The following is a 22192-nucleotide window of genomic DNA, read 5'->3' as shown; positions in this document are numbered from 1 at the left end:
ACGCGGAGCGAATGGGCGAGGATCGCGCCCTCGGCCTTTGCGCTTTCCATCTCTTCGAAGATCATGTGCGGAGCACCTCCGTGATCTCGGCCATGATCGAGATGGCGATCTCGGCCGGGCTCTTCGCACCGATCGACAGGCCGACAGGGCCGTGGATGCGGGCGAAGGCCTCATCGCCGAAGCCCGCGGCGGCGAGGCGTTCGCGCCGCGCGCCATGGGTCTTCTTGCTGCCGAGCGCGCCGATATAGAAGCAGGAGCTTGCAAGCGCCACCTTCAGGGCCGGGTCGTCGAGCTTCGGATCATGGGTGAGGGTGACGACGGCCGTGCGCGCGTCGGGCGCAAGAGCTGCCATGGCTTCGTCCGGCCATTCCGTGAGGAGCGTCACATCTGGAAAGCGGTCGGCCGAGGCAAAGGCCGTACGCGGATCGATGACCGTCACGTCATAGCCGGCAATTGTGGCGATGCGCGTGAGCGGCTGGGCGATGTGGACGGCGCCGACGAGGATGAGGCGGAGAGGCGGATTGAAGGCGTTGAGGAACCATTCCTCGCCCTCGACCTCCACGACCCGGCTCTTGTCGGCCGCGAGCACTTCATGCGCTGCCTTAACAAGCGCATTTTCCCTATCTGTATCAGTCTGATACAGAAGTTTCTGAAAGGCATCAGAGAGCCTCGTCGCAAGCACGACAGGGCGCTTTGCGGCACGGTCCTTCAGAAGCTGGTTGAGGATAGAAGCGTCCATGTCAGCCCGTCACCGGCTCGACGAAGACGCGAATGCGGCCGCCGCAGGCAAGGCCCACTTCCCAGGCCTTGGCGTCGCTCACGCCATATTCGAGGATTTCGGGCTTGCCCGTTTCCAGCGTGTCGAGCGCGCGGGTGACGACATCGCCCTCGATGCAGCCGCCGGAGACGGAGCCCACAAAGGCGGCATCGTCGCGGATGGCGAGCTGGCTGCCGACAGGCCGCGGCGCCGAGCCCCATGTTTCGATGACGGTGGCGAGCGCCACGCGGCGGCCTTCCGCCTGCCAGAGCGCGGCCTGTTCCAGCACATTGTCATGGTCGAGCTTGCGATCGGGCGTTTCGCTCATGCGGCCCTCCTTTCCGGCTTGCGCGTTGCCGGGGCGCTCAGCGCGTCGATCAGCTCCGCAAGCGAAGCGATGTTGTGAACGGGCCGGAACTCGTCCACATGCGGCAGCAGCGCCCTGATGCCCAGAGCTTTGGGCTCGAAGCGATCATAGCGCAATAGGGGATTGAGCCAGATAAGTCGTCTCGACTGGCGGTGCAGGCGCGCGATCTCGGGTTCGACGCCCGTGCCCGCATCGCGGTCGAGCCCGTCGGTCACGAGGAGGACGACCGCGCCCTGGCCGAGTACGCGGCGCGCCCAGTCCACATTGAACCGGCGAAGCGTTTCGCCGATGCGCGTGCCGCCGTCCCAGTCCTCGACGGTGGAGGAGACGCGGGCGAACGCCTCGTCAATGTCGCGGTGCCGAAGCTCGCGCGTGACATTGGTGAGGCGCGTGCCGAAGAGAAAGACATGCACCCGGTCGCGGCTGTTGGTCAGCGCGTGGAGGAAATGGAGGAAGATGCGGCTATAGGCCGACATCGACCCCGATATGTCGCAGAGCACGACGAGGGGCGGCCGGCGGTGCCGATAGTCGCGCCTGCGCAGCGGTATGATGCCCCGCGCGCGGATCGAGGCGCGAAGCGTCGCGCGCATGTCGACGAGCCGGCCCATCGGCGCGGGCTCGGTGCGGCGGGCGCGCACTTCGTCGAGCGGAAGCCTCAGCCGCGCGATGGCGGACCTGGCCTCGGCAAGTTCTGCCGCCGTCATCTGCTCGAAATCCTTGTGCCGCAGCATCTCGACGGCAGAGAAGGTTTCGCTCGCGTCAATGTCGAGGCCCGCCTCGAGCGGTTCGGCGCGCCTTTGCTCGTCGCCAAAAAGCGCGTCAGCAATGCGGCGGCTCGCCTTTTCGCGGTCTTCGGTATCGGCCGCGCGGATTTCAGGCAGCATCAGCGCCATCATCCGGTCGAGAAGGCGCGGGTCGCGCCAGAAGACATGGAACGCCTGATCGAAGAGCGTGTGGTCCTCGTGCCGCTTCACCAGCGTCGCATGAAGGGTCCAGTAGAAATCCTCGCGGGACTTGAGCCCCGCCACCTCGATCGCCTCGATCGTATCGAGCACCTGGCGCGGGCCGACTTTCAGCCCGGCGCGGCGCAGGACGCGCGCGAAATGCACGATGTTTTCGGCGAGCCTACCGGGCTCCGCCATCACTCTGCCGCCCGCGCGGCGGCGCGGATTTCCTCGAGGATCTTCGCCGCCTCGCTTCCCCGGACGCGCGCAATGTCGTCCTGATATTTGAGCAGCGCGCCGAGCGTGTCGTTCACGATCTGCTGGTCGAGCGCGAGGGCATCGAGTTCGGTCAGCGCGGTCGCCCAGTCGATCGTTTCGGCGACGCCGGGGCTCTTGTAGAGGTCGAGCCCGCGCAGGGCCTGAACGAAGGCGACGACTTCGCCCGAGAGGCGCTGGTTTGCGCCCGGCGCCTTCAGCTTCAGGATTTCGAGTTCACGCTCGGCATCGGGATAGTCGACCCAGTGATAGAGGCAGCGACGCTTCAGCGCGTCGTGGATTTCGCGCGTGCGGTTCGATGTGATGACGACGATGGGAGGCGCGCTCGCCTTGATGGTGCCGATTTCCGGAACCGTGACCTGAAAATCCGACAGCACTTCGAGGAGATAGGCCTCGAACGGCTCGTCGGCGCGGTCGAGCTCGTCGATGAGGAAGACTGGCGGGCCCGCAACATCGGGCGACAGCGCCTGAAGGATCGGGCGGCGAATGAGAAACCGCTCGGAGAATATGTCCTTGCCGAGTTCGGTGAGATCCTGGCTTCCGGCCGCTTCCGCGAGGCGGATCTCGATCATCTGCGCCTGATAGTTCCACTCATAGACGGCGTTCGACGTATCGAGCCCTTCATAGCACTGAAGCCGGATGAGATGGCGGCCGAGCGCCCCGGCGAGCACCTTGGCGATCTCGGTCTTGCCGACGCCCGCCTCGCCTTCGAGAAGCAGCGGACGCTTCATCCGAAGCGCGAGGAAGATGGCGGTCGCGAGCGAGCGATCGGCCACATAGGCGCCGCGCGCAAGAAGATCGACGGTTTCGTCGATAGAATTCGGCATGGTCATGCGATGACTCTCGTCGCTTGCCGGTGAGAGGAAAAGCGTCGACGCTCGCGCGCGTCAGGTGCCTATTCGCTTCCGGCGTTCGCCTGGCCCGTCATCAGCCCGTTCATGCGGCCGAGCACGTCGCTGCCAGTCTCGTCGAGAAGGTAGGGTGCCGCCGAAATGCCGATACTGCAATAGAAGAGAATGAGCGCGCGCGCCCTTGCCTCGGCGGGCGTCGCGCCCATCGCCTCGAATTGCGATTGCACGAAGGCGGCCATCTGCCGGTCTGTCGTCTCGATGGCGGCGCGGATGCGGGGCTCGCTCACGCCCCATGCGCGCATGGCCGCGTCATACTGCACGATGTCGTCGCGCCAGAAGCCCTGCGCGAGGTGGTCGAGCCTTTCGGCCGGCGTCGCTCCGCTCAGTTCCGCCTCGGCGAGCGCCGCTGCCGGCCGCCGTTCCGCCCAGTCGGCCGCCATCGCCTCGATCAGCGCGTCGCGGCTCGCAAAGTGCCAGTAGAAGCTCCCCTTGGTGATGCCGAGCGCAAGGCAGAGCCGGTCCACGCGAAGCGCCTCGGGCCCGCTCTCGACGAGCAGCCGCATGGCCGCTTCGATCCAGTCGGCCTTGTTCATGCGGGAGGATGATTTCGGTACGAGCGTCATTTTCCGCTCGACCATACCATACCGTATGGTAGCCTTCCAGCGAGGGAAGAGACGAGGGAGGTATACATGCCGCGCCTGCGGGAAGTCGGTAAGGACGAAGCGCATCCATTTGCGAAGCGCGTTTACGCCTCGCTGTTCGGCGAGCGCGATCCGGTGAAGGAGCCGGGCACCGAGACGGGCACGCCCGGAAACTGGTGGACCGTCTTCGCGCTGGTGCCGGATGCGTTCGACCATGCGGTGGCGGGGTTCCAGTTCTATCGCAGCCCCAATCGCAAGCTCTCGCCCAGGCTGCGCGAGCTTGGCCAGATCCGCGCGGGCTGGGCGCGCGGCAGCAAATTCGTCTTCTCGCAGCATTGCAAGGCGGCGCGCGGCGTCGGCTTCACGGAGGAGCAGGTTCAGGCGATCCCGCACTGGCAGGTGGCGACCTGCTTCGACGAGCTTGAACGCGCGGTTCTGGCCTATGCGGATTGCCTCGTGCTTTCCGGCGGGCGTACGCCGGATGGCGTCTTCGAGGTTCTGAAGAAGCATCTTTCGGACGAGGAAATTCTGGAGCTAACCTATGTGACGGCGCTCTATGATTTCCATGCCGTGATCTCGAAGGCGCTGCGTCTCGAATATGACGATGTGGACGAGCGTGTCGTCGAAGTGCCCGCGCCGCAAGGCTCCGGCATGGACGTCATGCGGATGGTCGATCAGAAGTGAACCGGGAAGGAAAGCCATGGCTTATCATCATCTCGCCTTTGCGACGCGCGACATCAAGGCCATCGACCATTTCTATCGCGAGGTCATGGGCTTCGATCTGAAGAAGGTCGAAATCGGGCCGACGCCGGTCGGCGGCTGGGCGAAGCACTTCTTCTATGAAATCGAACCGGATCGTTTCATCGCCTTCTGGGAGCTTCATGGCGAGCCTTATGCGCGGGAATTCGAGACGGGCATGTCGCGCGCGGTCGGGCTTCCCGACTGGGTGAACCATGTGTCCTTCTATTCTCCGACCGAGGAGCATCTGGTCGAAAAGCGGAACATGTGGCTCGCCGGCGGCTACGACGTCTTCGAAGTCGATCACAACTGGTGCCGGTCGATCTATACGATGGACCCCAATGGCACGATGGTCGAATACTGCGTGACGACCGGCGTCTTCACCGCCGAGGACAAGGAGCGCGCCATAGCGGCGCTCACATCGGACACGCTACCGCATTCGGCGCCGCCGAAATCGATGCAGCATTTCAAGGCTGCCGATTACCGCAGGGCAGCGGAATAAGACCCGCTCAGCCCGCCGCCGTGACCGCGCGTTTCGCCATCACGGTGATGAGATGCGCGCGGTATTCGGCGCTGCCGTGAAGGTCCGAGAGTAGCCCGTCGGCGGGCGCCTTGATCGAGGCGACGGCCTCCGGGGACCAGTTCTTCGTCAGCGCGTCTTCCATCGCCTTCATGCGGAAAACGCCGTTCTGGCCCGCGCCCGTCACCGCGACGCGCACGCCCCAGGGCCCCTTCGACACAAAGACGCCGACCATGGCATAGCGCGAAGCCGGATTGGGGAACTTCGCGTAAGCCGCCTTGTCGGGATGGGGAAAGGTCACTTCCCTGATGATCTCTCCGGGCTCCAGCGCCGTCTCGAACATGCCCTTGAAGAATTCGTCGGCCTCGATGAGACGCTTCGTCGTGTGGATCTTTGCGTCGAGCGCGAGGCAGGCGGCAGGATAGTCCGCAGCCGGATCGTTATTGGCGATGGAGCCGCCGATCGTGCCCATGTGGCGGACGGCGGGGTCGCCAATGCCTTCTGCAAGCGCGGCGAGGGCGGGGATATGCTTCCTCACATCGGCCGAGGTCGCGACGTCGAAATGCTTCGTCGTCGCGCCGATCATGACGGCATTGCCTTCCGCGCGGATGAAGGCGAGCTCCTTCAGGCTGCCGATGTCGATGACGTCGCTCGGCATGGCGAGCCGCTGTTTCAGTGTCGGGATCAGCGTCTGCCCGCCCGCAAGGAGCTTCGGATCGTCGGCCTGATCGAGGAGCGTCACGGCATCGGCGAGCGATTTCGGGCGGACATAGTTGAACTGATACATGGGCTCTCTCCTATTCGGCGGCGGCGCGCGGCTTCATCTGCAATGTCTGCCAGATGCGCGCGGGCGTGGCCGGCATTTCGATTTCGCGGACGCCGAGCGCATCCGTGACGGCATTGATGATCGCGGGCGGCGAGGCGATGGCGCCGGCCTCGCCGCAGCCCTTCATGCCGAGCGGGTTTGACGGGCAGACCGTGGTGGTGAAACCGAGGCGGAAGCTCGGAAGGTTGTCGGCGCGCGGCATGCAGTAGTCCATATAGGAGCCGGTAACGAGCTGACCGGACTCCAGGTCGTAAACGCCGTGCTCGAGCAGCGCCTGGCCGACGCCCTGCGCGATGCCGCCATGCACCTGGCCCTCGACGATCATCGGGTTGATGACGGTGCCGAAATCGTCGACCGCGACGAAATTCACGATCTCGGGCACGCCCGTCTCGGGGTCGATCTCGACCTCGCAAATGTGGCAACCGGCAGGAAAGGTGAAATTTGCCGGATCATAAAAGGCGCTTTCCTTGAGGCCCGGTTCGATCTCGGAGGAGGGAAAGCCATGCGCGGTATAGGCGGCGAGCGAGACTTCCGGCCAGGTGAGTGATTTGTCCGTGCCCTGAACGGTAAATTTGCCGTTCTCGAAGACGATGTCTTCCGCCGCCGCTTCCATGAGATGCGCGGCGATCTTCTTCGCCTTCGCCTCGACCTTGTCGAGCGCCTTCGAGATGGCGCTCATGCCGACAGCGCCGGAGCGCGAACCATAGGTGCCCATGCCGAATTGCACCTTGTCGGTGTCTCCATGGACGATCTCGATCTGGTCGATGGGGACGCCGAGGCGCGAGGAAACGAGCTGTGCGAAGGTCGTCTCGTGCCCCTGTCCGTGGCTGTGCGAGCCGGTGAGCACTTCGATATTGCCGGTCGGGTTGACGCGGACCTCCGCTGACTCCCAGAGGCCGACGCCCGCGCCAAGCGAGCCTACGGCCGCGGAAGGCGCGATGCCGCAGGCCTCGATATAGGTCGAATAGCCAAGGCCGCGGAGCTTGCCGCGCCGCGCGGCCTCGGCCTTTCGCCCGGCGAAGCCCTTCGCGTCGATGAGCTCCATCGCCTTGTCGAGCGAGGCTTCGTAATTGCCCGTGTCGTAATTCATGATGACGGGCGTCTGGTGGGGGAAACTGCGAATGAAATTGCGGCGGCGGATTTCAGCCGGGTCGAGCCCCGTTTCGCGCGCCGCCGTTTCCACGATCCGCTCGATGAGGAATGTCGCTTCGGGCCGCCCCGCGCCGCGATAGGCATCGACGGGCGCCGTATGCGTATAGACGCCATCGACCTCGACATAGATCGCCGGCAGGTCGTACTGGCCGGAAAGGAGCGTGCCATAGAGATAAGTCGGCACCGCCGATGAGAAGGTCGACAGATAGGCGCCGAGATTGGCGATCGTCTTGACGCGGAGACCGAGGAATTTTCCATTGGCGTCGAGCGCGAGTTCCGCATGGCTCAGATGATCGCGGCCATGCGCGTCGGCAAGAAAGCTCTCGGAGCGTTCGGCCGTCCATTTGATCGGGCGGCCGACTTTCGCCGCCGCCCAGACACAGGCCGTTTCCTCCGCATAGATGAAGATCTTCGATCCGAAACCGCCGCCGACATCGGGCGCGATGACGCGGAGCTTGTGTTCGGGCGCCACGCCAACAAAGGCCGAGAGCACGAGGCGCGCGACATGCGGGTTCTGGCTCGTGGTGTGGAGCGTGTAGCCGCCCGTGCCCTTGTCATATTCGCCGATGGCGGCGCGCGGCTCCATCGCGTTCGGGATGAGGCGGTTGTTGACGAGATCGAGCTTCACGACCTTCGCGGCCTTCGCGAAGGCGGCTTCCGTTTCCGCCTTGTTGCCGAGTTCCCATTCAAAGCAGGTGTTGCGCGGCGCTTCCGGATGGACCTGCGGCGCGCCCGGCTTCTGGCAGTCGGCGAGCGAGACGATGGCGGGCAGGGGGTCGTAATCGATCTCGATCAGCTCCGAGGCGGATTTGGCCTCGGCATGCGTCTCCGCGACGATCATGGCGACGTGATCGCCGACATAGCGCACGGTATCGAGGGCGAGCACCGGATGGGGCCCGACCTTCATAGGCGACCCGTCCTTGGAATGAACCGTCCAGCCGCAGATGAGGCCGCCGAGCTTGTCGGCGGCGATGTCCTTGCCGGTGAAGATCGCGACGACGCCGGGCGCGGCAAGGGCGGCTTTCGTGTCGATGCCGCGGATCCTGGCATGGGCGTGGGGAGAGCGGAGGAAGTAGGCGTGGGTCTGTTTCGGCCGGTTTATATCGTCCGTGTAATGGCCATTTCCGGTGATGAAGCGGAAGTCTTCCTTGCGGCGGACAGGCTTGCCGATGCCTTGGTCTGTCATGTCGTCGTCCTCCCTCAACTTCATGTCACCCCGGATCAGCGCCGGGCTTCAGAGGCCGAATTTTCCGCTCAGCGCATCTCCTCCGAGGCGGCGAGGATCGCCTTCACGATATTGTGATAGCCGGTGCAGCGGCAGATATTGCCCTCGAGTTCCTCGCGCACCGTGCGCTCGTCGAGGCCGGGCTTGCGTCTGATGAGGTCGATCGCCGTCATGATCATGCCGGGCGTGCAGAAGCCGCACTGAAGGCCGTGATGTTCCCTGAAGGCTTTTTGCACTGGGTGGAGTTCGCCATTCGTCGCGACGCCCTCGATGGTCGTCACCTCGGCATCTTCGGCCTGCGCGGCGAGCATGGTGCAAGACTTCACCGCCCGTCCGTTCACATGCACGACGCAGGCGCCGCACTGGCTCGTATCGCAGCCGACATGCGTGCCTGTAAGACCCAGGGCTTCGCGTATGTAGTGAACGAGGAGGGTGCGTGCCTCGACATCGGCGCTCACCTTCTTCCCGTTGACTGTCATCGACACAACGGTCATGCGGTCCTCCCTCGGATATTTTCAGGAGTCTCCGCGCTTGTGCCGGTGGCGTCAAGCAGGCTCGGGGCGATGGCCGGAATTATCGGCCGAAGACGAGCAGCAGGCCGACCACGACGATGACGAGGATCGTCCCCCATATCCATGGCGAGAGGCCCTGGCCAGCCTCTTCGTCGGGCACCATGGGTACCCCGGTCGGGGCGATGGCGTCGTGATCGGGTGACTTGACAAGCCCCTCCTCGAGCTCGCCGACGAGTTCGGGCACCGCCTCGACCTTGGTGCCGCCAAGGGCCGCCGAAAAATTGCCGAAGAATTCGTCCGCGAGCTTCGATGCGGTGGAGTCGATGAAGCGCTGGCCGATCTGGGCGAGCTTGCCGCCGATCTGCGCGTTCACCTGATAGCTGAGAACGGTCGCCCCCTCCTCGTCGCGGAGCCGCACCACGGCCGAACCCTTGGCGAAGCCGGCCGCGCCGCCATTGCCCTCGCCGCTGATCGTGTAGCCATTCGGCGGGTCGATGTCGGTGAGCTTCACCTTGCCCTTGAAGCGGGCGCTGACCGGGCCGACCTTCGCGCGGGCGACGGCCTCGAACTCGTCATCGGCGATCTTGTCGACGGATTCAGCACCCGGAATGGTGTTGCGAAGCATCTCGGGGTCGTTCAGCGCCGTCCATACGGCTTCCCGGGAGGCAGGGATCTTGTATTCGCCGGACATTTCCATGGGCGCGTCTCCTCGCGAGGTCGTCTCGGTAATCTTATAGGTAAGTCAGCGTCAGCGTGATGCCAAGCAGAACCGCGATCCATAGCACCATTGAGCCTGTCGGCCAGGTGCGGGCGAGAATGCCTTCGGGGCCGTGTGTGCGGTAGATGGTGACGAGCGCCCGGTCGAGGCGATAGTCGGCGCGTCGCGCCGCCGCGCGCCACATCGAGCGGATGTGGTAGGCGACGAGGCCGAAGAGGCCGGGCAGCAGTCGCCTGTAGAGCCAGTCGAGATCGAGATTGATCGAGCAGAGATCGGCCGGATAGAGGCCGCGCCGGACGAGCAGCGCGAAGGCGAGGCCCGCGAAGAAGAGAAGCTGAAGCTGCGTCAGGACGTGGTCGGCCGTATAGGGCACATAGTCTGCCGGATAGGGGAGGAGCGCATAGAGCCGCTCCGGCCAGATGCCGATGCCGATGCAGAGCGCCGAGGCAAGGCCCATGGCGATGAGCATGTGCAGCGGCGCCTCCCTTGCCTTCAGGCCGCGGTCGTGGCCGAGGAACATGGCGAAGGGGACGCGCAGGCCCGTATGCAGGAAGGCGGCGACCGAGGCCGCGACGAGGACGATCCAGACGATCAGGCGGCCGCTATCGGCGCTCGCCGAAACGACGAGGCTCTTTGAGACAAAGCCCGCAAGGAACGGGAAGGACGAGATCGTGAGCGCGCCGACGACGCAGAAGGCCATGGTGATCGGCATGGATTTGCAAAGGCCGCCGAGTTCCGAAGCCTTGCCCGTTCCCGTCCGGTATATGACCGCGCCCACGCTCATGAAGAGAAGCGCCGTGTAGAAGATCGAGGCGAAGGCGTGTGTGACGGTGCCCGCGAGCGCCAGCGGCGTGCCGATGCCGATGCCCACCACCATGAAGCCGAGCTGCTGGTTGAGCCCATAGGCGAGCACGCGGCGGAGATTGTTTTCGATGGTGGCGTAGAAGGCAGGGACGAGCGCCATGACCGCGCCGATATAGACGAGGAGTTCCGTGCCCGCGAAACCGCGCGCCAGCGCATAGACCGCGAGTTTCGTCGTGAAGGCCGAGAGCGTCACCGATCCTGTCAGCGTGGCGGCGGGATAGGAGTCCTGCAGCCAGTTGTTGAGAAGCGGGAACGCGCATTTGATGCCGAAGGCGAGGAAGATCGCCCAGCTTGCGAGGCTGTCGAGCTCCATGCGCTCGAAGGCGATAGAGCCAGTTTCATGATAGCGGAGCGCGATGCCGACGAGGAGCAGAAGGCCGGAGCCGATCTGGATGGCGAGGTAGCGAAGACCGGTGCGCCAGGCGCCCTCGCTGCGCCGCGCCCAGACGAGGAAGACCGAGGCGAGAGCCGTTCCCTCCCAGAAAACGAAAAGGGTGACGAGATCGGAGGCAAAGACAGCGCCGATCGCCGCTCCGGCATAGAGAAGGCTTGCCGCCTGCTCCATCCGGTCGCGCAGATGAAGCGCATAGAAGAGGGCGAGGAAGGCGGCGAGCGAAAAGGCGAGCGCAAAGACATAGGCGAGCGCGTCGAGCCGCATCGTGCCAACGCGCAAATCGAAGAAGGTGAAGCCACCATAATTCGCGTAAGGAAGGAAGGCGAAGCCCGCAAGCGCCGCGGCCGGCACGGCGAGCGCGAAAAGGGCGCGCGGGCGCGGCCAGCGGATCAGCGCGACAAGAACCGCGCCGAGCGCGTAGCAGAGAACGGGATAGATAGCGGGTGAGGCGAGATCAGGCATTGCGCGCCTCCTCCGTGCCTGCCACGCGTTCGTCTTCCTGATCGGTCGCCTCGGCGCCGTAATAATCCTCCGGGCGCAGCGTCAGCCGCCTGAGGCCGCGGGCGATGAAAATGACGGCGATATAAACGGCGAAGCCGAAGAGGCAATAGAAGAGCGGCGTCTGCTCGATGGCGAATGCGCCATGCCGTTCGCGGAAGAAGTCGGCGGCCGCGAGCGCAAAACAGATGATGGCGAGCGCGGAAAGCACCCTCGACGTGATGTAGCCGCTCATGGGGTTGCCTCCGTCGCGATCGGCAGCAGCGGGACGTGCAAAAGGAAATCGTAGATTTCATTTCCGAAGAAGAAGAGCGCGGCGCAGCCTCCGGCGGTCAGCAGGATAGGGACGAGGCAGAGAAGCGGCGCTTCGGCGATCGGCTCGCGGACGGGTTCGGCCGGCGCGCCGTCGAGCGTCTTCGCCTGCCTCGGCGGCATGAAGAGAGCCGTGCCCGCCACGGGCAGAAGATAGGCGAGGCTCAGCAGCGAGCCGATGGCGAGAACGCCCATCATGTAGAGCTGCTTTGCATCGGCGGCGGCAAGGAGGAGGAACCATTTGCTCCATCCGCCGCCGAGCGGCGGCAGGCCGACAATGCTGAGCGAGGCGATGAGGAAGGCGGCGAAGGTCCAGGGCATGCGGCGCCCGAGGCCCGCGAGCTCGCTCACGCGCGTTTTCTTCGTCGCCACGTAGATGGCGCCTGCGCACATGAAGAGGGTGATCTTCGCCATGGCATGCGTGACCATCTGCATGGTGCCGCCGATGATGCCCATCTGATTGGCGAGCGCGACGCCGAGCGTTACATAGGCGAGCTGGCTCACCGTGGAATAGGCAAGACGCGCCTTGAGATCGTCCTTGGAAAGCGCGATGAGCGCGGCGACGACGAGCGAGATCGCCGCGGCCCAGACGAGCCAGTCCGAGGCGCCCGTGCGCGAGAGAAAGCCGACGCCGAAGATGTAGACGCCGACCTTGAGCATGGTGAAGACGCCCGCCTTGACGACCGCGACGGCGTGAAGAAGCGCGCTCACCGGCGCGGGCGCGACCATGGCGGCCGGAAGCCAGCGGTGGAAAGGCATGAGCGCCGCCTTGCCTATGCCGAAGGCGAAAAGCGCGAGAAGGAAGGGAGCCCAGACGGGATCGACACGGCCCTCGACGATGCCGCCCGGCGAGAAGTCGAGCGTGCCGCTCGCGGTCCATGTCCAGATGATCGCCACAAGGAAGAAGCCGATGGAGGACGAAAGCAGGATCGCAAGATAGGTGCGCGCGCCCGCCCGCGCCTCCGGCGTTTCCTTGTGAGCGACGAGCGGATAGGTCGAGAGCGTGAGCACTTCGTAGAAGATGAAAAGCGTGAAGAGATTGCCCGCGAAGGCGATGCCGAGCGCGGCGCCGACCGAGATGGCGAAGCAGATGGCGAAGCGCGTCTGGTGCGCTTCCTCGAGCGCGCGCATATAGCCGATGGAATAGATCGCAACGGCGATCCAGAGCCCCGAGGCGAGCAGGGCGAAGACGATGCCGATGGGCTCCGCTTCAAAGGAGAGCGGGAGGCCGGGCATCACCTCGAAGAGCAGGAGCTCCGGAGCGCTCCCGGCGAGGAAGCCGCGAAGCACGACGATTGCAAAGCCGAAGGCGAGCGCCGCGGTGATGACGCTCACGGCATCGCGCGCATTCGGCCATCGGTCGAGGGCGGCGAGAAGGGGCGTCGCCGCGAGAGGCAGGAAGACCGCAAGATAGAGTGCGAAGGAAGGGGTCATCCGCGTCTCACTGCCAGAAGAGGTTCGAGGCGCCGATCAGCGCATTGGCCGCCCGGCTCGCAGCGGCGCTGGTCAGTTCCGCGTTGATGCCGAAATAGAGGCTCAGGCCGACAAAGCCCCAGGTCGGGATGAGCATGGAAAGCGGGGCTTCCTTGCGGACGACGCCCTCGGGCGCCTCGCGCAGATAGGCCACCTCGACGACGCGCCAGATATAGCCGAGCGCGATGAGCGACGTGCCGACGACGAGGAAGACGACCGGCCACCAGCCCTCCGCGATGACGGCCTCGACGAGATACCACTTGCTCACGAAGCCGACGGTGAGCGGCACGCCGATGATGCTGAGGCCGCCTGCCACGAAGGCGGCGGTGGTCCATGGCATGTCGCGCCCGATGCCGGAAAGGTCGCGCAGCGAGGTCGTGCCCGTCCGCAGGAAGAACGATCCGGCGGCCATGAAGAGCGCGGCCTTGGCGACGGCATGATTGAAGAGGTGGATGACGCTCGCCATAAGGCCGCCATGCGACAGGATGGAGATGCCGAGCAGCATGTAGCCGATCTGCGCGACGCTCGAATAGGCGAGCATTCGTTTCAGATCGTGCTGGAAGAGTGCGACGGTCGAGGCGACCACCATGCCGACAAGCGCGAGCGGAAGGACGACGAGGCGCAGCACCTGGCCCTGAAAGGCGAAGTCAAACGCGAAGACGGCGAACAGAAACCGCAGCAGCGCATAGACGATGACCTTGGTAGCCGTGGCGGAGATGAAGACGGTGACGGCGGAAGGCGCGCGCGCATAGGCGTTCGGAAGCCAGAGATGCAGCGGGAACATGGCGAGCTTCAGCGCGAGGCCGATGAGGATGAAGGCGAAGCCCATCCGCAGCGTTCGGTTGTCACCAAGGTCGAGCAGGCGCTGGGCGAGATCGGCCATATTGAGTGTGCCGGTCAGCATGTAGAGGAAGCCGAGGCCGATGACGAAATAGGTCGCCCCGATCGTCCCCATGACGAGATAGTTGTAGGCGGCGGTGAGCGCGCGGCGGTCGCGCTCGGCGCCGGCGGCGATCAGCGCATAGCTCGAGAGCGACGAGATCTCGAGGAAGACGAAAAGGTTGAAGGCGTCGGCCGTGATCGCGACGCCCATGAGCCCCGCGAGGCAAAGAAGAAAGGCGGCATAAAAGAGCCCGTGCCGTTCCTCGGCGACTTCCGCCGCGATGCTCGTGCGCGCATAGGGGAGCGTCAGCGCCGCAACGCCGGATATGATGACGAGCACGAAGGCGTTGAGCGCATCGACGCGATATTCGATGCCGAGCGGCGGCGCCCATCCGCCCATGTGATAGGCGATCACCGTGCCGTCGAGAACGCTGGCAAGGAGTGTCGCGGCGATCGCGAAGGTGATGACGCTTGCCACCATGGCGACGAGCCAGCCGCCCCTGCGGCCGGCGACAGCGGCGAGCGGCGCCGCGATCAGCGCCAGCACGATCTGAAGTGCGGGCAACTGGTTGGCGAGGGCTTCAGGCATCAGCGATCGCGCTCCAGCTCATGTTCGATGGCGAGGATTTCGTCTTCCTCGATGGTGCCGTAGCTCTCGCGGATGCGGACGATGAGGGCGAAGGCGAGCGCGGTGGTCGAGATGCCGACGACGATGGCGGTCAGAATGAGCACATGCGGCAGCGGGTTGGAATAGACCGTGCCCGGCGTGCCCGTCGCGATGGGCGGCGTGCCGCCGACGATCTTGCCCGCCGAGATGTAGAGCATGAACACCGAGGTCTGGAACAGGTTGAGGCCGATGATCTTCTTGATGAGATTGCCGCGCGCGATGGTGACATAGAGGCCAAGCACCATCAGCACGATGACCATCCAGTAATTGTAACGTCCGGCGATGAAGGCGAGCGCGTCTTCCATTCTTCACCGCTCCTTTTCGTTCGAGGGCGGGCGTCCGGCGAAGGCCGCGAAAATCGCGATCATGGCCATGGCGACGGCAATGCCGACGCCAAGCTCGACGATCAGAATGCCCCACTCCTGGGCGTGAACGGGGTCGGAGCCGAGCGCGTAGTAATCGAGGAAGTTTGAGCCGAGCAGGAGGCTCGCGACGCCGGTTCCGGCATAGAGCAGCACGCCGAATGAGAGGGCGGCGAGGACGAAACGCGGGGGAAGAACGCGCTCCAGCGCCTCCACGCCGAAGACGAGCGCGTAGAGGATGAAGCCGACGGCGAAGATGACGCCCGCCTGAAACCCGCCACCGGGGCCGTAGTCGCCGTGCCACTGCACATAGAGCGCGTAGACGAGAATGTAGGGCAGGAGAAACTTTCCGACGACACGGAGGATCAGATACTGGCTCATTGCCCCCCCGTCCTGCCGCCGCGCAAGCCGCGCCCGAGAAGGAGCAGCACGGCAATGGCGGCGGTGAAGATCACCGTCGTCTCGCCGAGCGTGTCATAGCCGCGATAGCTCGCCAGAATGGCCGTGACGAAATTGGGAACGCCGATATCGGTCCCCGTTCGGGCGAGATAGTCTGCGCCGACATGGGTGTGGACGGGCGCCTGCGCTGATCCGAAGGCGGGCACGTCGAGCGTGCCATAAAGGAGCGCCGCGCCCGTAACCGCGCAAAGCAGAAGCGGCAGACGCGATGAATGAACGGGCTTCTTCTCCTGGCTCGTCGTGAGGGCGAGTGCGCCAAGCGTGAGCACGGTCGAAATGCCCGCGCCGACGGCGGCCTCGGTGAAAGCGACATCGACGGCATCGAGCGTCATGAAGAGGCCGGCGGCCAGCAGGCTGAACATTCCGGCGAGCATGGCGACGGCGAAGAGATTGCGAAGCCGCGCCACCGCGATCGCGGTCAGGATGAGGAATGCGAACAGGACGAGGTCGATGACAAGCGCGATCATGGCGCCTCCTCATTACCATGAAAACGGCCGCTCGCATCCTTTCCGAGCCGCGCGGGGCGCAGGCCCGCCGCGAAGGCGGCATGGGCGATCGCATGTGTCGCCGTGGGGCTCGCGATGAAGATGAAGACACCGATGAGGAGGAGCTTCAGCGTGACGAGGCTCAATCCCGCCTGGAGCATCATGCCGAGGATGACGAGGCCGGCGCCCGCCGTATCGATGATTCCGGCGGCGTGAAGACGTGCCCAAAAATCAGGCAGTCTGTTCAGTCCCGCGGCACCGACGACGAGGAAGAACCCTCCGGCCATGAACGACGCCCAGCTCAGAACCTCGACCAGAATGGAGAGCCAGTGTTCCATCAGCCGCGTTCCTTTCCGGTGATCCCCTCGGATGCTTCAGGCGCCGCCGCGCGTCCGAGCGAGCGGTAGCGCAGGAATTTCAGCACGGCGATGGTGCCGACGAAATTGATGAGGGCATAGAGAAGGGCGATGTCCATGAAGTCCGGGCGGCCGGCGAGAAAGCCCAGAAGGCCGATCAGAAGCACCGTCAGTGTTCCGAAGGAATTGACCGCCAGGACGCGGTCGTAAATCGTCGGGCCGGCGAAGCTCCGGACGATCACGAGAAGCATGGAGACGAAGAGCGCGCCGGCCGCCGCCACGAACATGGTCATCGGGCGGCCGCCTCGACGGCGGTGACGCGCCGGTCCATATCTGACAAAGCGTCAGTATCGGCGGCGGCTTCGGTAAGCGCGTGGACGATGAAGCCCGATTGGCGCGTGACGACCGTCACCGTGCCGGGGGTCAGGGTGATGGAATTGGCGAAGATGACCTTTCCCATTTCGGTGCGCTGGCTGGTCGGTACAAAGACGAACTGCTGGGCGAGCGCCGGGCGGCGGCTCAGAATGAGCTTTGACACGGCCCAGCTTGATTTGACGATTTCACGGACGAGCCAGAGCCAATAGGCGGGCAGAGAGAGCCGCAACTGAAGGGGCACGGCCTCCTCGTCGATAAGATGCATGCGCCGCGCCACATAAACCGTTCCGGCAACGGAGATGATGCCCATGCCAAGCAGGAAGGGCGTGTAGTGCCCCGACAGCACGAGCCAAAATACGAACAGGAGACAGCCCAAAGTCGCGGTTTTAATCATGCCTCTCTCTTTGTCATTCTCGGGCGTTTCTCTTGCATCGAGTGTAGATTGTCACAGAAATCTGATCAGTCCGGACGGTTTATTGAGGTCTCATAGTTACGAGGTGGCACATCTTGCTGCGGAATTGCGGGGTGGCGCTTTTAAACTGGTTCGGACGCTGTTATAGTTTTTAATCATGTGTGGGGGGTCGTGGGGTGCAACCACGAACCGGGACGGAAACTCCGGGCGCTCATCGTCTATGGCCAGTATCAGGACGCGGCACCCGGTACGAAGTCGTGGTGGGGATGGAAGAACGATTGGAATCGGCGGCGGAGATTTTCGACACGTCGTTTGAGATCAGCGGCATCGTCAAATGGTTCGATCCAGTCAAAGGGTATGGTTTCATCATACCGGATGATGGGCGCGATGACGTACTTATTCATTCGTCGTGCCTGAAGCAAATTGGCCGCGACATACTCGAAGAAGGCGCGGGCGTGGTTTGCGAGGTGGTTCGCAGGCCAAAAGGGTTTCAGGCGCTGCGTGTCATAGATATTGACGACTCGACAGCGATCAAGTCGTCCGCCCACTCGGCGCGCGGCGCGACATCGCGCTCGCCGACAGCCGGCGTGGTGCCGATCGGCGAATTTGAAGTGGCGATCGTCAAGTGGTTCAACCGCGCGCGGGGTTACGGTTTTGTGACACGCGGCGAGGGCACGCCCGACATCTTCGTGCATATGGAAACATTGCGGCGCTACGGCATCCGTGACCTCATACCGGGCCAGTCGCTGCATGTGCGCTTCGGCGAGGGGCCGAAGGGGCTCATGGTCGCGGAGATTGCGCCGGAGAGCGAAAGCTGACATCAAACGGGACGACGATCCGGCTTGCTGGCGTTTGGCCTGCAGGTCGCGCCGTCTCGTTCGCTCCTTCAATCTCGCCGGTCCCTCATGTCCAGTTCGCCGACAGACGACAACGTCTCCGACAATCCGCCGGAGGGCTATGTGCCCTCGACGACGCGCGGGCCCTATACGACACATAACGGGCCCTTCTACCACAAGGTGACGGAAGACGGGTTCTGGCATGGTGTCCGTATCCGGCAGCGCCATTGCAATTCGCGCGGCATTACCCATGGCGGCATGCTGATGGCGTTCGCCGACGGGCTGCTCGGCACGGCGGTCTTTCGCGAGACGAAAACGGTGGCGCTCACCATCCGCATGAATTCCGACTTTCTGTCGTCGGCCCGCCCCGGCGACTGGCTCGAGGGAACGGCGCGCGTGACCAAGGCGACGCGATCGGTGGTCTTTTGCGAGGCGGAGCTTTTCGTCGGCCAGCGGCCGGTGATGAAGGCGACGGGCGTCTTCAAGCTGATGTCGCGCCACAAGGGCCTCGAGGCCAGCGAGCCCGCGGCCTCGTAGCGGAGGCCGGAAACTGGTCGGGGCGGCCTGATTCGAACAGGCGACCCTCTGCTCCCAAAGCAGATGCGCTACCAGGCTGCGCTACGCCCCGACAGCTTCCCCATACACCGGGAACGGTCCCGCCCGCAACCGGCGGGCGACGGCCCGTCCGTCCCGCGGGGAAACGGGGGCGGGGCGGACGAAATTTGGGCGTGCGGCAATTGACCGGCCCTGGCCGCGGGCATATAGGCTTGTTTGACGTCGGGGCAGCCGCCTCGAAGCTCCAAGAGGAAAAAATGGACGGCGACAGTAGTCGGTTGGGCCGCAAGGGCTGAACCCGACGCGTCGGAGCCGGTCGGTCTCCTTCGCGAGGGCAGCTCTTTCGGGCCCGCGCGAGGTGACAATGGAACTCTCCTTCTTCGCATTCTCGCCGCCGGGGCAGGTGGCAGCCGGAGCGCCGGGCAGGGCGTTGCGCCTCTCCGAAGGGGCCCGGCTGTGAGCGAGATTTCGACCATTTCGGTTGCGCGGCGCGAGCGGCTGATGCCCTCCGCCTGGGACGGCGTGGCCTTTTGCCTCGTCGCGGGAACGCTCGCGCTCGTCGTCTATGGCGCGCGGAAGATGAGCGCGCCGCTCGAAAGCGTCACCGCCGCCAGCATATCGCTTTCGCCGGCGGCTCTGCCCGAATATGCGCTGCGGACGACATTGCGGATGTTCGCCGCGCTCGCCGCCTCGCTGCTCTTCACCTTCACCTATGCGACGGCGGCGGCCAAGAGCCGGCGCGCCGAGGTCGTGCTGATTCCCATTCTCGATGTGCTTCAGTCGGTGCCGGTGCTGGGCTTCCTGTCCTTCACCGTCGTCGGCTTTCTGGCGCTCTTTCCTGGCAGCGTGGCAGGCGCCGAATGCGCGGCCATATTCGCGATCTTCACGGCCCAGGCCTGGAACATGGCCTTCAGCTTCTATCAGTCTCTCCGCACGATCCCGGAGGATCTCGACGAGGCGACGCGCTCCTTCAGGCTTTCCGCATGGCAGCGCTTCTGGCGGCTCGAAGTGCCTTTCGCCATGCCCGCGCTCATCTGGAACATGATGATGTCGATGTCGGGAAGCTGGTTCTTCATCGTCGCCTCCGAAGCGATCTCGGTCGGCAATACGACGATCACGCTGCCGGGCATCGGTGCCTATGTCGCGCTCGCCATCGAACAACGTAACCTTGGCGCGGTCGGCTATGCGATCGTTGCGATGCTCGTCGTCATCATCGCCTATGACCAGCTTCTCTTCCGGCCGCTCGTCGCCTGGGCACAGAAATTCCGCTTCGAGCAGACGGTGGGGCAGGCCGCGCCCGGCGTCTGGCTTCTGCGCGTGCTCAACCGGGCACGCCTCGTGCAATTCGCGCTGGTGCCGGTGCAAATGGGGATCGAGAAGGTGGCGCATGCTCCGATGTCGCTGCGGAGCTGGCGGCCGGGGCGAAGTGGCGCGGGCCCGCTCTGGCTCGGCAGGCTCTGGAATTTCGTCTGGTGGGGTGGCTGGGGCGCCGTCGCGCTCTTCGGTGCGCATGCGCTCTATACGGAACTCCACGGTCACATCGACGTCACCGAGGTTCTCATCGCCTTCAAGTTAGGCAGCATGACGCTTGCGCGTGTGATCGTTCTCGTCGCGCTCGCCAGTCTCGTCTGGGTGCCGATCGGTGTCTGGATTGGCCTCAGGCCGGCGCTCGCAATGCGCATGCAGCTCATCGCGCAGATCCTCGCGGCCTTTCCGGCAAATCTCTTCTTCCCGGTCGCCGTCGTCGCCATTCTCCAGTTCGGGCTGAATCCGAATATCTGGCTCAGCCCGCTGATGGTGCTCGGCACGCAGTGGTACATACTTTTCAACGTCATTGCGGGCGCAAGCGCCTTCCCGAATGATCTGCGCGACGTGGCCAGCAATCTGCGCGTGCGCGGCTGGCAATGGTGGTACAGGGTCATGCTGCCCGGCGTCTTTCCCTATTTCGTCACCGGCGGGCTTACAGCCTCGGGCGGCTCATGGAATGCGAGCATCGTGGCGGAGCTTGTCGTCTGGGGCAGCACCCGGCTCGAAGCCAATGGCCTCGGCTCCTATATCGCCAAGGCGACGCTTGCCGGCGATTATCCGCGCATCATCCTCGGCGTTATGGTGATGTCGGCATTCGTCACCGTGTTCAACCGGCTCGTCTGGCGCCCGCTGCATGCCTATGCGGAGCGCCGGCTTCGCATGATCTGACGGAGGGCACCATGAGCGTTACGGCGATGGAACGGCGGGCGAAGACGGTTCTCGAGGTCTCGGGGATCAAGCAGGCATTCTCGCGGCCCTCCGGCGGCGAACTGGTCGTCCTCGACAATGTGAACCTGACGCTGAAGGAGGGGGAGATCGTCGGGCTTCTTGGGCGTTCAGGCTCCGGCAAATCGACCCTGCTGCGGATCATCGCGGGGCTCGCGGCGCCGACAAGGGGCGAGGCGAAATTTCTCGGCGAGCCCATAAAGGGGCCGGCGGAGGGTGTCGCCATGGTCTTCCAGACCTTTGCGCTCTTTCCATGGCTTACGGTTCTGCAGAATGTGCGGCTGGGGCTCGACGCCTTGCAGATCCCCGAGGAGGAGGCACGCAAGCGCGCTCTCGAGGCGATCGATCTCGTCGGTCTCGACGGGTTCGAGAGCGCCTATCCGAAGGAGATCTCGGGCGGCATGCGCCAGCGCGTCGGCTTTGCGCGCGCGCTCGTCGTCCAGCCCGCCTTGTTGCTCATGGACGAGCCCTTCTCCGCGCTCGACGTGCTGACTGCCGAAACGCTGCGTACCGATCTTCTGGACCTCTGGTCGGAAGGACGTATGCCGATCAAGTCGATCCTGCTCGTCACCCACAATATCGAGGAGGCGGTGCTCATGTGCGATCGCATCCTCGTTTTCTCGTCCAACCCCGGGCGGGTGGTCGCCGAAATCCCGGTCGATCTCCCCCGGCCGCGAAACCGGGTCGATCCGAAATTCCGTTGGCTCGTCGACAAGATCTATGAGCGCATGACGACGCCGGAGGCGGTGCCGGTGGGCGGGCTGCGTCCGGCGATTTCGGGCGGCGGCATCCAGATGGTGCTGCCGCGCGTCTCGACGAATTCGATCGCCGGTCTCATCGAGGCGGTGGCGGGTGCGCCCTATCACGGTCGGGCCGACCTTCCGCAGCTTGCCGAGCATATGCACATGACGATGGACGCGCTCTTCGGCATCGGGGAGACGCTCCAGCTTCTGCGCTTCGCCGATCTGGAAGGGGGCGACATCAGGCTGACCGAGGCGGGCAGGCGCTTCGCGGAGGAGGGGCCCAACGAACGCAAACAGATGTTCGCCGAGCGGCTTCTCGCCCAGGTACCGCTCGCGGCTCATATCAAGGAGGTGCTGGACGAGCGGCCGGAGCATCGCGCGCCCTATTCGCGCTTTGCCGAGGAACTGGAGGACGCCATGTCGGAGGAGTGGGCCGAGCAGACGCTTCGCAGCGTCATAAACTGGGGCCGGTTCGGCGAGATCTTCGCCTATGACGAAAACCGGGCGATGCTGAGCCTCGACAATCCGAGCTGAGGGGGTGGGTTGAGGCGGGGCAGGCCGGGGATGGGGCGCGGGGCAGATCCGCCCCGCACCCCCCAATCGGTTCAGGCCGCGGCAGTGGTCGAGAGAGAGACCTCATGCTGGCCGAGCCAGTATGCACGGGCGGCCAGCCGCTCTATTCGGTCGGCAGGCCAGAGCTTTTCACCGTTCCGGCTGTGGGGGGCGGTCAGATCGAGCA

Annotated in this window: 24 protein-coding genes, 1 tRNA gene and 1 pseudogene; 6 read left to right on the top strand and 20 right to left on the bottom strand. The window is 64.6% G+C overall.

Annotated features, from left to right (window positions below):
- Positions 1 to 61 precede the first annotated feature (61 nt).
- The 5 genes from WBG82_RS16150 to WBG82_RS16130 form a co-directional block, all read right to left on the bottom strand.
- A complete protein-coding gene (locus WBG82_RS16150) occupies positions 62 to 739 on the bottom strand; it encodes an XdhC family protein (RefSeq protein ID WP_424425978.1) in 678 nt (225 codons plus the stop codon).
- Between the two features lies 1 nt (position 740).
- A complete protein-coding gene (locus WBG82_RS16145) occupies positions 741 to 1085 on the bottom strand; it encodes an XdhC family protein (RefSeq protein WP_424425976.1) in 345 nt (114 codons plus the stop codon).
- On the bottom strand, positions 1082 to 2266 hold the full coding sequence (locus tag WBG82_RS16140; RefSeq protein WP_424425974.1) for a vWA domain-containing protein: 1185 nt from the start codon (positions 2264 to 2266) through the stop codon (positions 1082 to 1084). The genes WBG82_RS16145 and WBG82_RS16140 overlap by 4 nt, the downstream gene beginning before the upstream one ends.
- Entirely contained in the window at positions 2266 to 3177 is a 912-nt protein-coding gene (locus tag WBG82_RS16135) for an AAA family ATPase (RefSeq protein WP_424425972.1), read from the bottom strand. Before WBG82_RS16135 ends, WBG82_RS16140 begins: the two co-directional genes overlap by 1 nt.
- Positions 3178 to 3239: 62 nt before the next feature.
- Positions 3240 to 3818, bottom strand: coding sequence for a TetR/AcrR family transcriptional regulator (locus WBG82_RS16130; protein ID WP_424425970.1), 579 nt, complete (start codon positions 3816 to 3818; stop codon positions 3240 to 3242).
- Between the two features lie 66 nt (positions 3819 to 3884).
- Here WBG82_RS16130 and WBG82_RS16125 point away from each other — a divergent pair, with 66 nt between their 5' ends.
- Together WBG82_RS16125 and WBG82_RS16120 are read left to right on the top strand one after the other, a co-directional pair.
- Positions 3885 to 4520 (top strand): carboxymuconolactone decarboxylase family protein, encoded by a 636-nt coding sequence (locus WBG82_RS16125; RefSeq protein WP_424425968.1) that lies wholly within the window; start codon positions 3885 to 3887, stop codon positions 4518 to 4520.
- A gap of 16 nt (positions 4521 to 4536) precedes the next feature.
- Positions 4537 to 5076 (top strand): VOC family protein, encoded by a 540-nt coding sequence (locus WBG82_RS16120; RefSeq protein ID WP_324297370.1) that lies wholly within the window; start codon positions 4537 to 4539, stop codon positions 5074 to 5076.
- A gap of 7 nt (positions 5077 to 5083) precedes the next feature.
- Here WBG82_RS16120 and WBG82_RS16115 read toward each other — a convergent pair whose 3' ends face one another.
- The 14 genes and pseudogenes from WBG82_RS16115 to WBG82_RS16050 form a co-directional block, all read right to left on the bottom strand.
- On the bottom strand, positions 5084 to 5881 hold the full coding sequence (locus WBG82_RS16115) for an FAD binding domain-containing protein (RefSeq protein WP_424425966.1): 798 nt from the start codon (positions 5879 to 5881) through the stop codon (positions 5084 to 5086).
- A 10-nt stretch (positions 5882 to 5891) separates the two neighbouring features.
- On the bottom strand, positions 5892 to 8258 hold the full coding sequence (locus WBG82_RS16110) for a xanthine dehydrogenase family protein molybdopterin-binding subunit (protein ID WP_424425964.1): 2367 nt from the start codon (positions 8256 to 8258) through the stop codon (positions 5892 to 5894).
- Positions 8259 to 8326: 68 nt separating this feature from the next.
- On the bottom strand, positions 8327 to 8791 hold the full coding sequence (locus WBG82_RS16105; protein WP_324297373.1) for a (2Fe-2S)-binding protein: 465 nt from the start codon (positions 8789 to 8791) through the stop codon (positions 8327 to 8329).
- A 277-nt stretch (positions 8792 to 9068) separates the two neighbouring features.
- A pseudogene (locus tag WBG82_RS16100) lies at positions 9069 to 9506 on the bottom strand (SRPBCC family protein); the annotation flags it as partial.
- Between the two features lie 34 nt (positions 9507 to 9540).
- The gene (locus tag WBG82_RS16095; protein ID WP_424425962.1) at positions 9541 to 11247 is read right to left on the bottom strand and encodes a Na(+)/H(+) antiporter subunit D; all 1707 of its coding nucleotides are present in this window, start codon (positions 11245 to 11247) and stop codon (positions 9541 to 9543) included.
- Entirely contained in the window at positions 11240 to 11518 is a 279-nt protein-coding gene (locus WBG82_RS16090; RefSeq protein ID WP_424425961.1) for a hypothetical protein, read from the bottom strand. The genes WBG82_RS16095 and WBG82_RS16090 overlap by 8 nt, the downstream gene beginning before the upstream one ends.
- Positions 11515 to 13029, bottom strand: a complete 1515-nt coding sequence (locus WBG82_RS16085; RefSeq protein ID WP_424425959.1) for a proton-conducting transporter membrane subunit — start codon at positions 13027 to 13029, stop codon at positions 11515 to 11517. Before WBG82_RS16085 ends, WBG82_RS16090 begins: the two co-directional genes overlap by 4 nt.
- A gap of 7 nt (positions 13030 to 13036) precedes the next feature.
- Entirely contained in the window at positions 13037 to 14539 is a 1503-nt protein-coding gene (locus tag WBG82_RS16080) for a monovalent cation/H+ antiporter subunit D family protein (RefSeq protein WP_424425958.1), read from the bottom strand.
- Positions 14539 to 14922: a cation:proton antiporter subunit C gene (locus tag WBG82_RS16075; protein WP_424425956.1), complete on the bottom strand. Its 384-nt coding sequence runs from the start codon at positions 14920 to 14922 to the stop codon at positions 14539 to 14541. Before WBG82_RS16075 ends, WBG82_RS16080 begins: the two co-directional genes overlap by 1 nt.
- 3 nt (positions 14923 to 14925) lie before the next feature.
- On the bottom strand, positions 14926 to 15360 hold the full coding sequence (locus tag WBG82_RS16070; RefSeq protein WP_424425954.1) for a Na(+)/H(+) antiporter subunit B: 435 nt from the start codon (positions 15358 to 15360) through the stop codon (positions 14926 to 14928).
- Complete coding sequence (locus tag WBG82_RS16065; protein ID WP_424425952.1) at positions 15357 to 15905, bottom strand: DUF4040 domain-containing protein; 549 nt, start codon at positions 15903 to 15905, stop codon at positions 15357 to 15359. The genes WBG82_RS16070 and WBG82_RS16065 overlap by 4 nt, the downstream gene beginning before the upstream one ends.
- Positions 15902 to 16261 carry a monovalent cation/H(+) antiporter subunit G gene (gene mnhG, locus WBG82_RS16060; protein WP_424425950.1) on the bottom strand — a complete coding sequence of 120 codons (360 nt, stop codon included), beginning with the start codon at positions 16259 to 16261 and terminating at the stop codon, positions 15902 to 15904. The genes WBG82_RS16065 and mnhG overlap by 4 nt, the downstream gene beginning before the upstream one ends.
- On the bottom strand, positions 16261 to 16572 hold the full coding sequence (locus tag WBG82_RS16055; RefSeq protein ID WP_424425948.1) for a monovalent cation/H+ antiporter complex subunit F: 312 nt from the start codon (positions 16570 to 16572) through the stop codon (positions 16261 to 16263). The genes mnhG and WBG82_RS16055 overlap by 1 nt, the downstream gene beginning before the upstream one ends.
- Positions 16569 to 17048: a Na+/H+ antiporter subunit E gene (locus WBG82_RS16050; RefSeq protein WP_424425946.1), complete on the bottom strand. Its 480-nt coding sequence runs from the start codon at positions 17046 to 17048 to the stop codon at positions 16569 to 16571. Before WBG82_RS16050 ends, WBG82_RS16055 begins: the two co-directional genes overlap by 4 nt.
- Positions 17049 to 17332: 284 nt before the next feature.
- Between WBG82_RS16050 and WBG82_RS16045 the strand changes: the two genes are divergently transcribed.
- Both WBG82_RS16045 and WBG82_RS16040 read left to right on the top strand, forming a co-directional pair.
- Complete coding sequence (locus tag WBG82_RS16045; RefSeq protein WP_424425982.1) at positions 17333 to 17884, top strand: cold-shock protein; 552 nt, start codon at positions 17333 to 17335, stop codon at positions 17882 to 17884.
- An 87-nt stretch (positions 17885 to 17971) separates the two neighbouring features.
- Positions 17972 to 18439 carry a PaaI family thioesterase gene (locus WBG82_RS16040; RefSeq protein WP_424425944.1) on the top strand — a complete coding sequence of 156 codons (468 nt, stop codon included), beginning with the start codon at positions 17972 to 17974 and terminating at the stop codon, positions 18437 to 18439.
- A gap of 14 nt (positions 18440 to 18453) precedes the next feature.
- On the opposite strand, the gene WBG82_RS16035 is transcribed toward WBG82_RS16040, so the two are convergent.
- Positions 18454 to 18530 (bottom strand) — tRNA-Pro (locus WBG82_RS16035).
- 428 nt (positions 18531 to 18958) lie between these two features.
- On the opposite strand from WBG82_RS16035, the gene WBG82_RS16030 reads away from it, so the two are divergent.
- Together WBG82_RS16030 and WBG82_RS16025 are read left to right on the top strand one after the other, a co-directional pair.
- Positions 18959 to 20653, top strand: coding sequence for an ABC transporter permease (locus WBG82_RS16030; protein WP_424425980.1), 1695 nt, complete (start codon positions 18959 to 18961; stop codon positions 20651 to 20653).
- Between the two features lie 11 nt (positions 20654 to 20664).
- Positions 20665 to 21987 (top strand): AAA-associated domain-containing protein, encoded by a 1323-nt coding sequence (locus WBG82_RS16025; protein ID WP_424425942.1) that lies wholly within the window; start codon positions 20665 to 20667, stop codon positions 21985 to 21987.
- The last annotated feature ends 205 nt before the right edge of the window (positions 21988 to 22192 follow it).

Source organism: Parvibaculum sp. (assembly GCF_049671045.1).
GTDB lineage: Bacteria > Pseudomonadota > Alphaproteobacteria > Parvibaculales > Parvibaculaceae > Parvibaculum.
Note: the sequence above shows the minus strand (reverse complement) of the source record. Positions and strands in the feature narration are given on the sequence as shown.

Coding starts and splice junctions, on each gene's coding strand:
- WBG82_RS16030 (WP_424425980.1), top strand. CDS start 18,959: ATGCCCTCCGCCTGGGACGGCGTGGCCTTTTGCCTCGTCGCGGGAACG.
- WBG82_RS16040 (WP_424425944.1), top strand. CDS start 17,972: ATGTCCAGTTCGCCGACAGACGACAACGTCTCCGACAATCCGCCGGAG.
- WBG82_RS16120 (WP_324297370.1), top strand. CDS start 4,537: ATGGCTTATCATCATCTCGCCTTTGCGACGCGCGACATCAAGGCCATC.
- WBG82_RS16125 (WP_424425968.1), top strand. CDS start 3,885: ATGCCGCGCCTGCGGGAAGTCGGTAAGGACGAAGCGCATCCATTTGCG.
- WBG82_RS16145 (WP_424425976.1), bottom strand. CDS start 1,085: ATGAGCGAAACGCCCGATCGCAAGCTCGACCATGACAATGTGCTGGAA.
- WBG82_RS16050 (WP_424425946.1), bottom strand. CDS start 17,048: ATGATTAAAACCGCGACTTTGGGCTGTCTCCTGTTCGTATTTTGGCTC.
- WBG82_RS16140 (WP_424425974.1), bottom strand. CDS start 2,266: ATGGCGGAGCCCGGTAGGCTCGCCGAAAACATCGTGCATTTCGCGCGC.
- WBG82_RS16075 (WP_424425956.1), bottom strand. CDS start 14,922: ATGGAAGACGCGCTCGCCTTCATCGCCGGACGTTACAATTACTGGATG.
- WBG82_RS16095 (WP_424425962.1), bottom strand. CDS start 11,247: ATGCCTGATCTCGCCTCACCCGCTATCTATCCCGTTCTCTGCTACGCG.
- WBG82_RS16135 (WP_424425972.1), bottom strand. CDS start 3,177: ATGACCATGCCGAATTCTATCGACGAAACCGTCGATCTTCTTGCGCGC.
- WBG82_RS16115 (WP_424425966.1), bottom strand. CDS start 5,881: ATGTATCAGTTCAACTATGTCCGCCCGAAATCGCTCGCCGATGCCGTG.
- WBG82_RS16080 (WP_424425958.1), bottom strand. CDS start 14,539: ATGCCTGAAGCCCTCGCCAACCAGTTGCCCGCACTTCAGATCGTGCTG.
- WBG82_RS16070 (WP_424425954.1), bottom strand. CDS start 15,360: ATGAGCCAGTATCTGATCCTCCGTGTCGTCGGAAAGTTTCTCCTGCCC.
- WBG82_RS16065 (WP_424425952.1), bottom strand. CDS start 15,905: ATGATCGCGCTTGTCATCGACCTCGTCCTGTTCGCATTCCTCATCCTG.
- WBG82_RS16105 (WP_324297373.1), bottom strand. CDS start 8,791: ATGACCGTTGTGTCGATGACAGTCAACGGGAAGAAGGTGAGCGCCGAT.
- WBG82_RS16130 (WP_424425970.1), bottom strand. CDS start 3,818: ATGACGCTCGTACCGAAATCATCCTCCCGCATGAACAAGGCCGACTGG.
- WBG82_RS16085 (WP_424425959.1), bottom strand. CDS start 13,029: ATGACCCCTTCCTTCGCACTCTATCTTGCGGTCTTCCTGCCTCTCGCG.
- WBG82_RS16110 (WP_424425964.1), bottom strand. CDS start 8,258: ATGACAGACCAAGGCATCGGCAAGCCTGTCCGCCGCAAGGAAGACTTC.
- WBG82_RS16055 (WP_424425948.1), bottom strand. CDS start 16,572: ATGACCATGTTCGTGGCGGCGGCCGGCGCGCTCTTCGTCTCCATGCTT.
- WBG82_RS16090 (WP_424425961.1), bottom strand. CDS start 11,518: ATGAGCGGCTACATCACGTCGAGGGTGCTTTCCGCGCTCGCCATCATC.
- mnhG (WP_424425950.1), bottom strand. CDS start 16,261: ATGGAACACTGGCTCTCCATTCTGGTCGAGGTTCTGAGCTGGGCGTCG.
- WBG82_RS16045 (WP_424425982.1), top strand. CDS start 17,333: ATGGAAGAACGATTGGAATCGGCGGCGGAGATTTTCGACACGTCGTTT.
- WBG82_RS16150 (WP_424425978.1), bottom strand. CDS start 739: ATGGACGCTTCTATCCTCAACCAGCTTCTGAAGGACCGTGCCGCAAAG.
- WBG82_RS16025 (WP_424425942.1), top strand. CDS start 20,665: ATGAGCGTTACGGCGATGGAACGGCGGGCGAAGACGGTTCTCGAGGTC.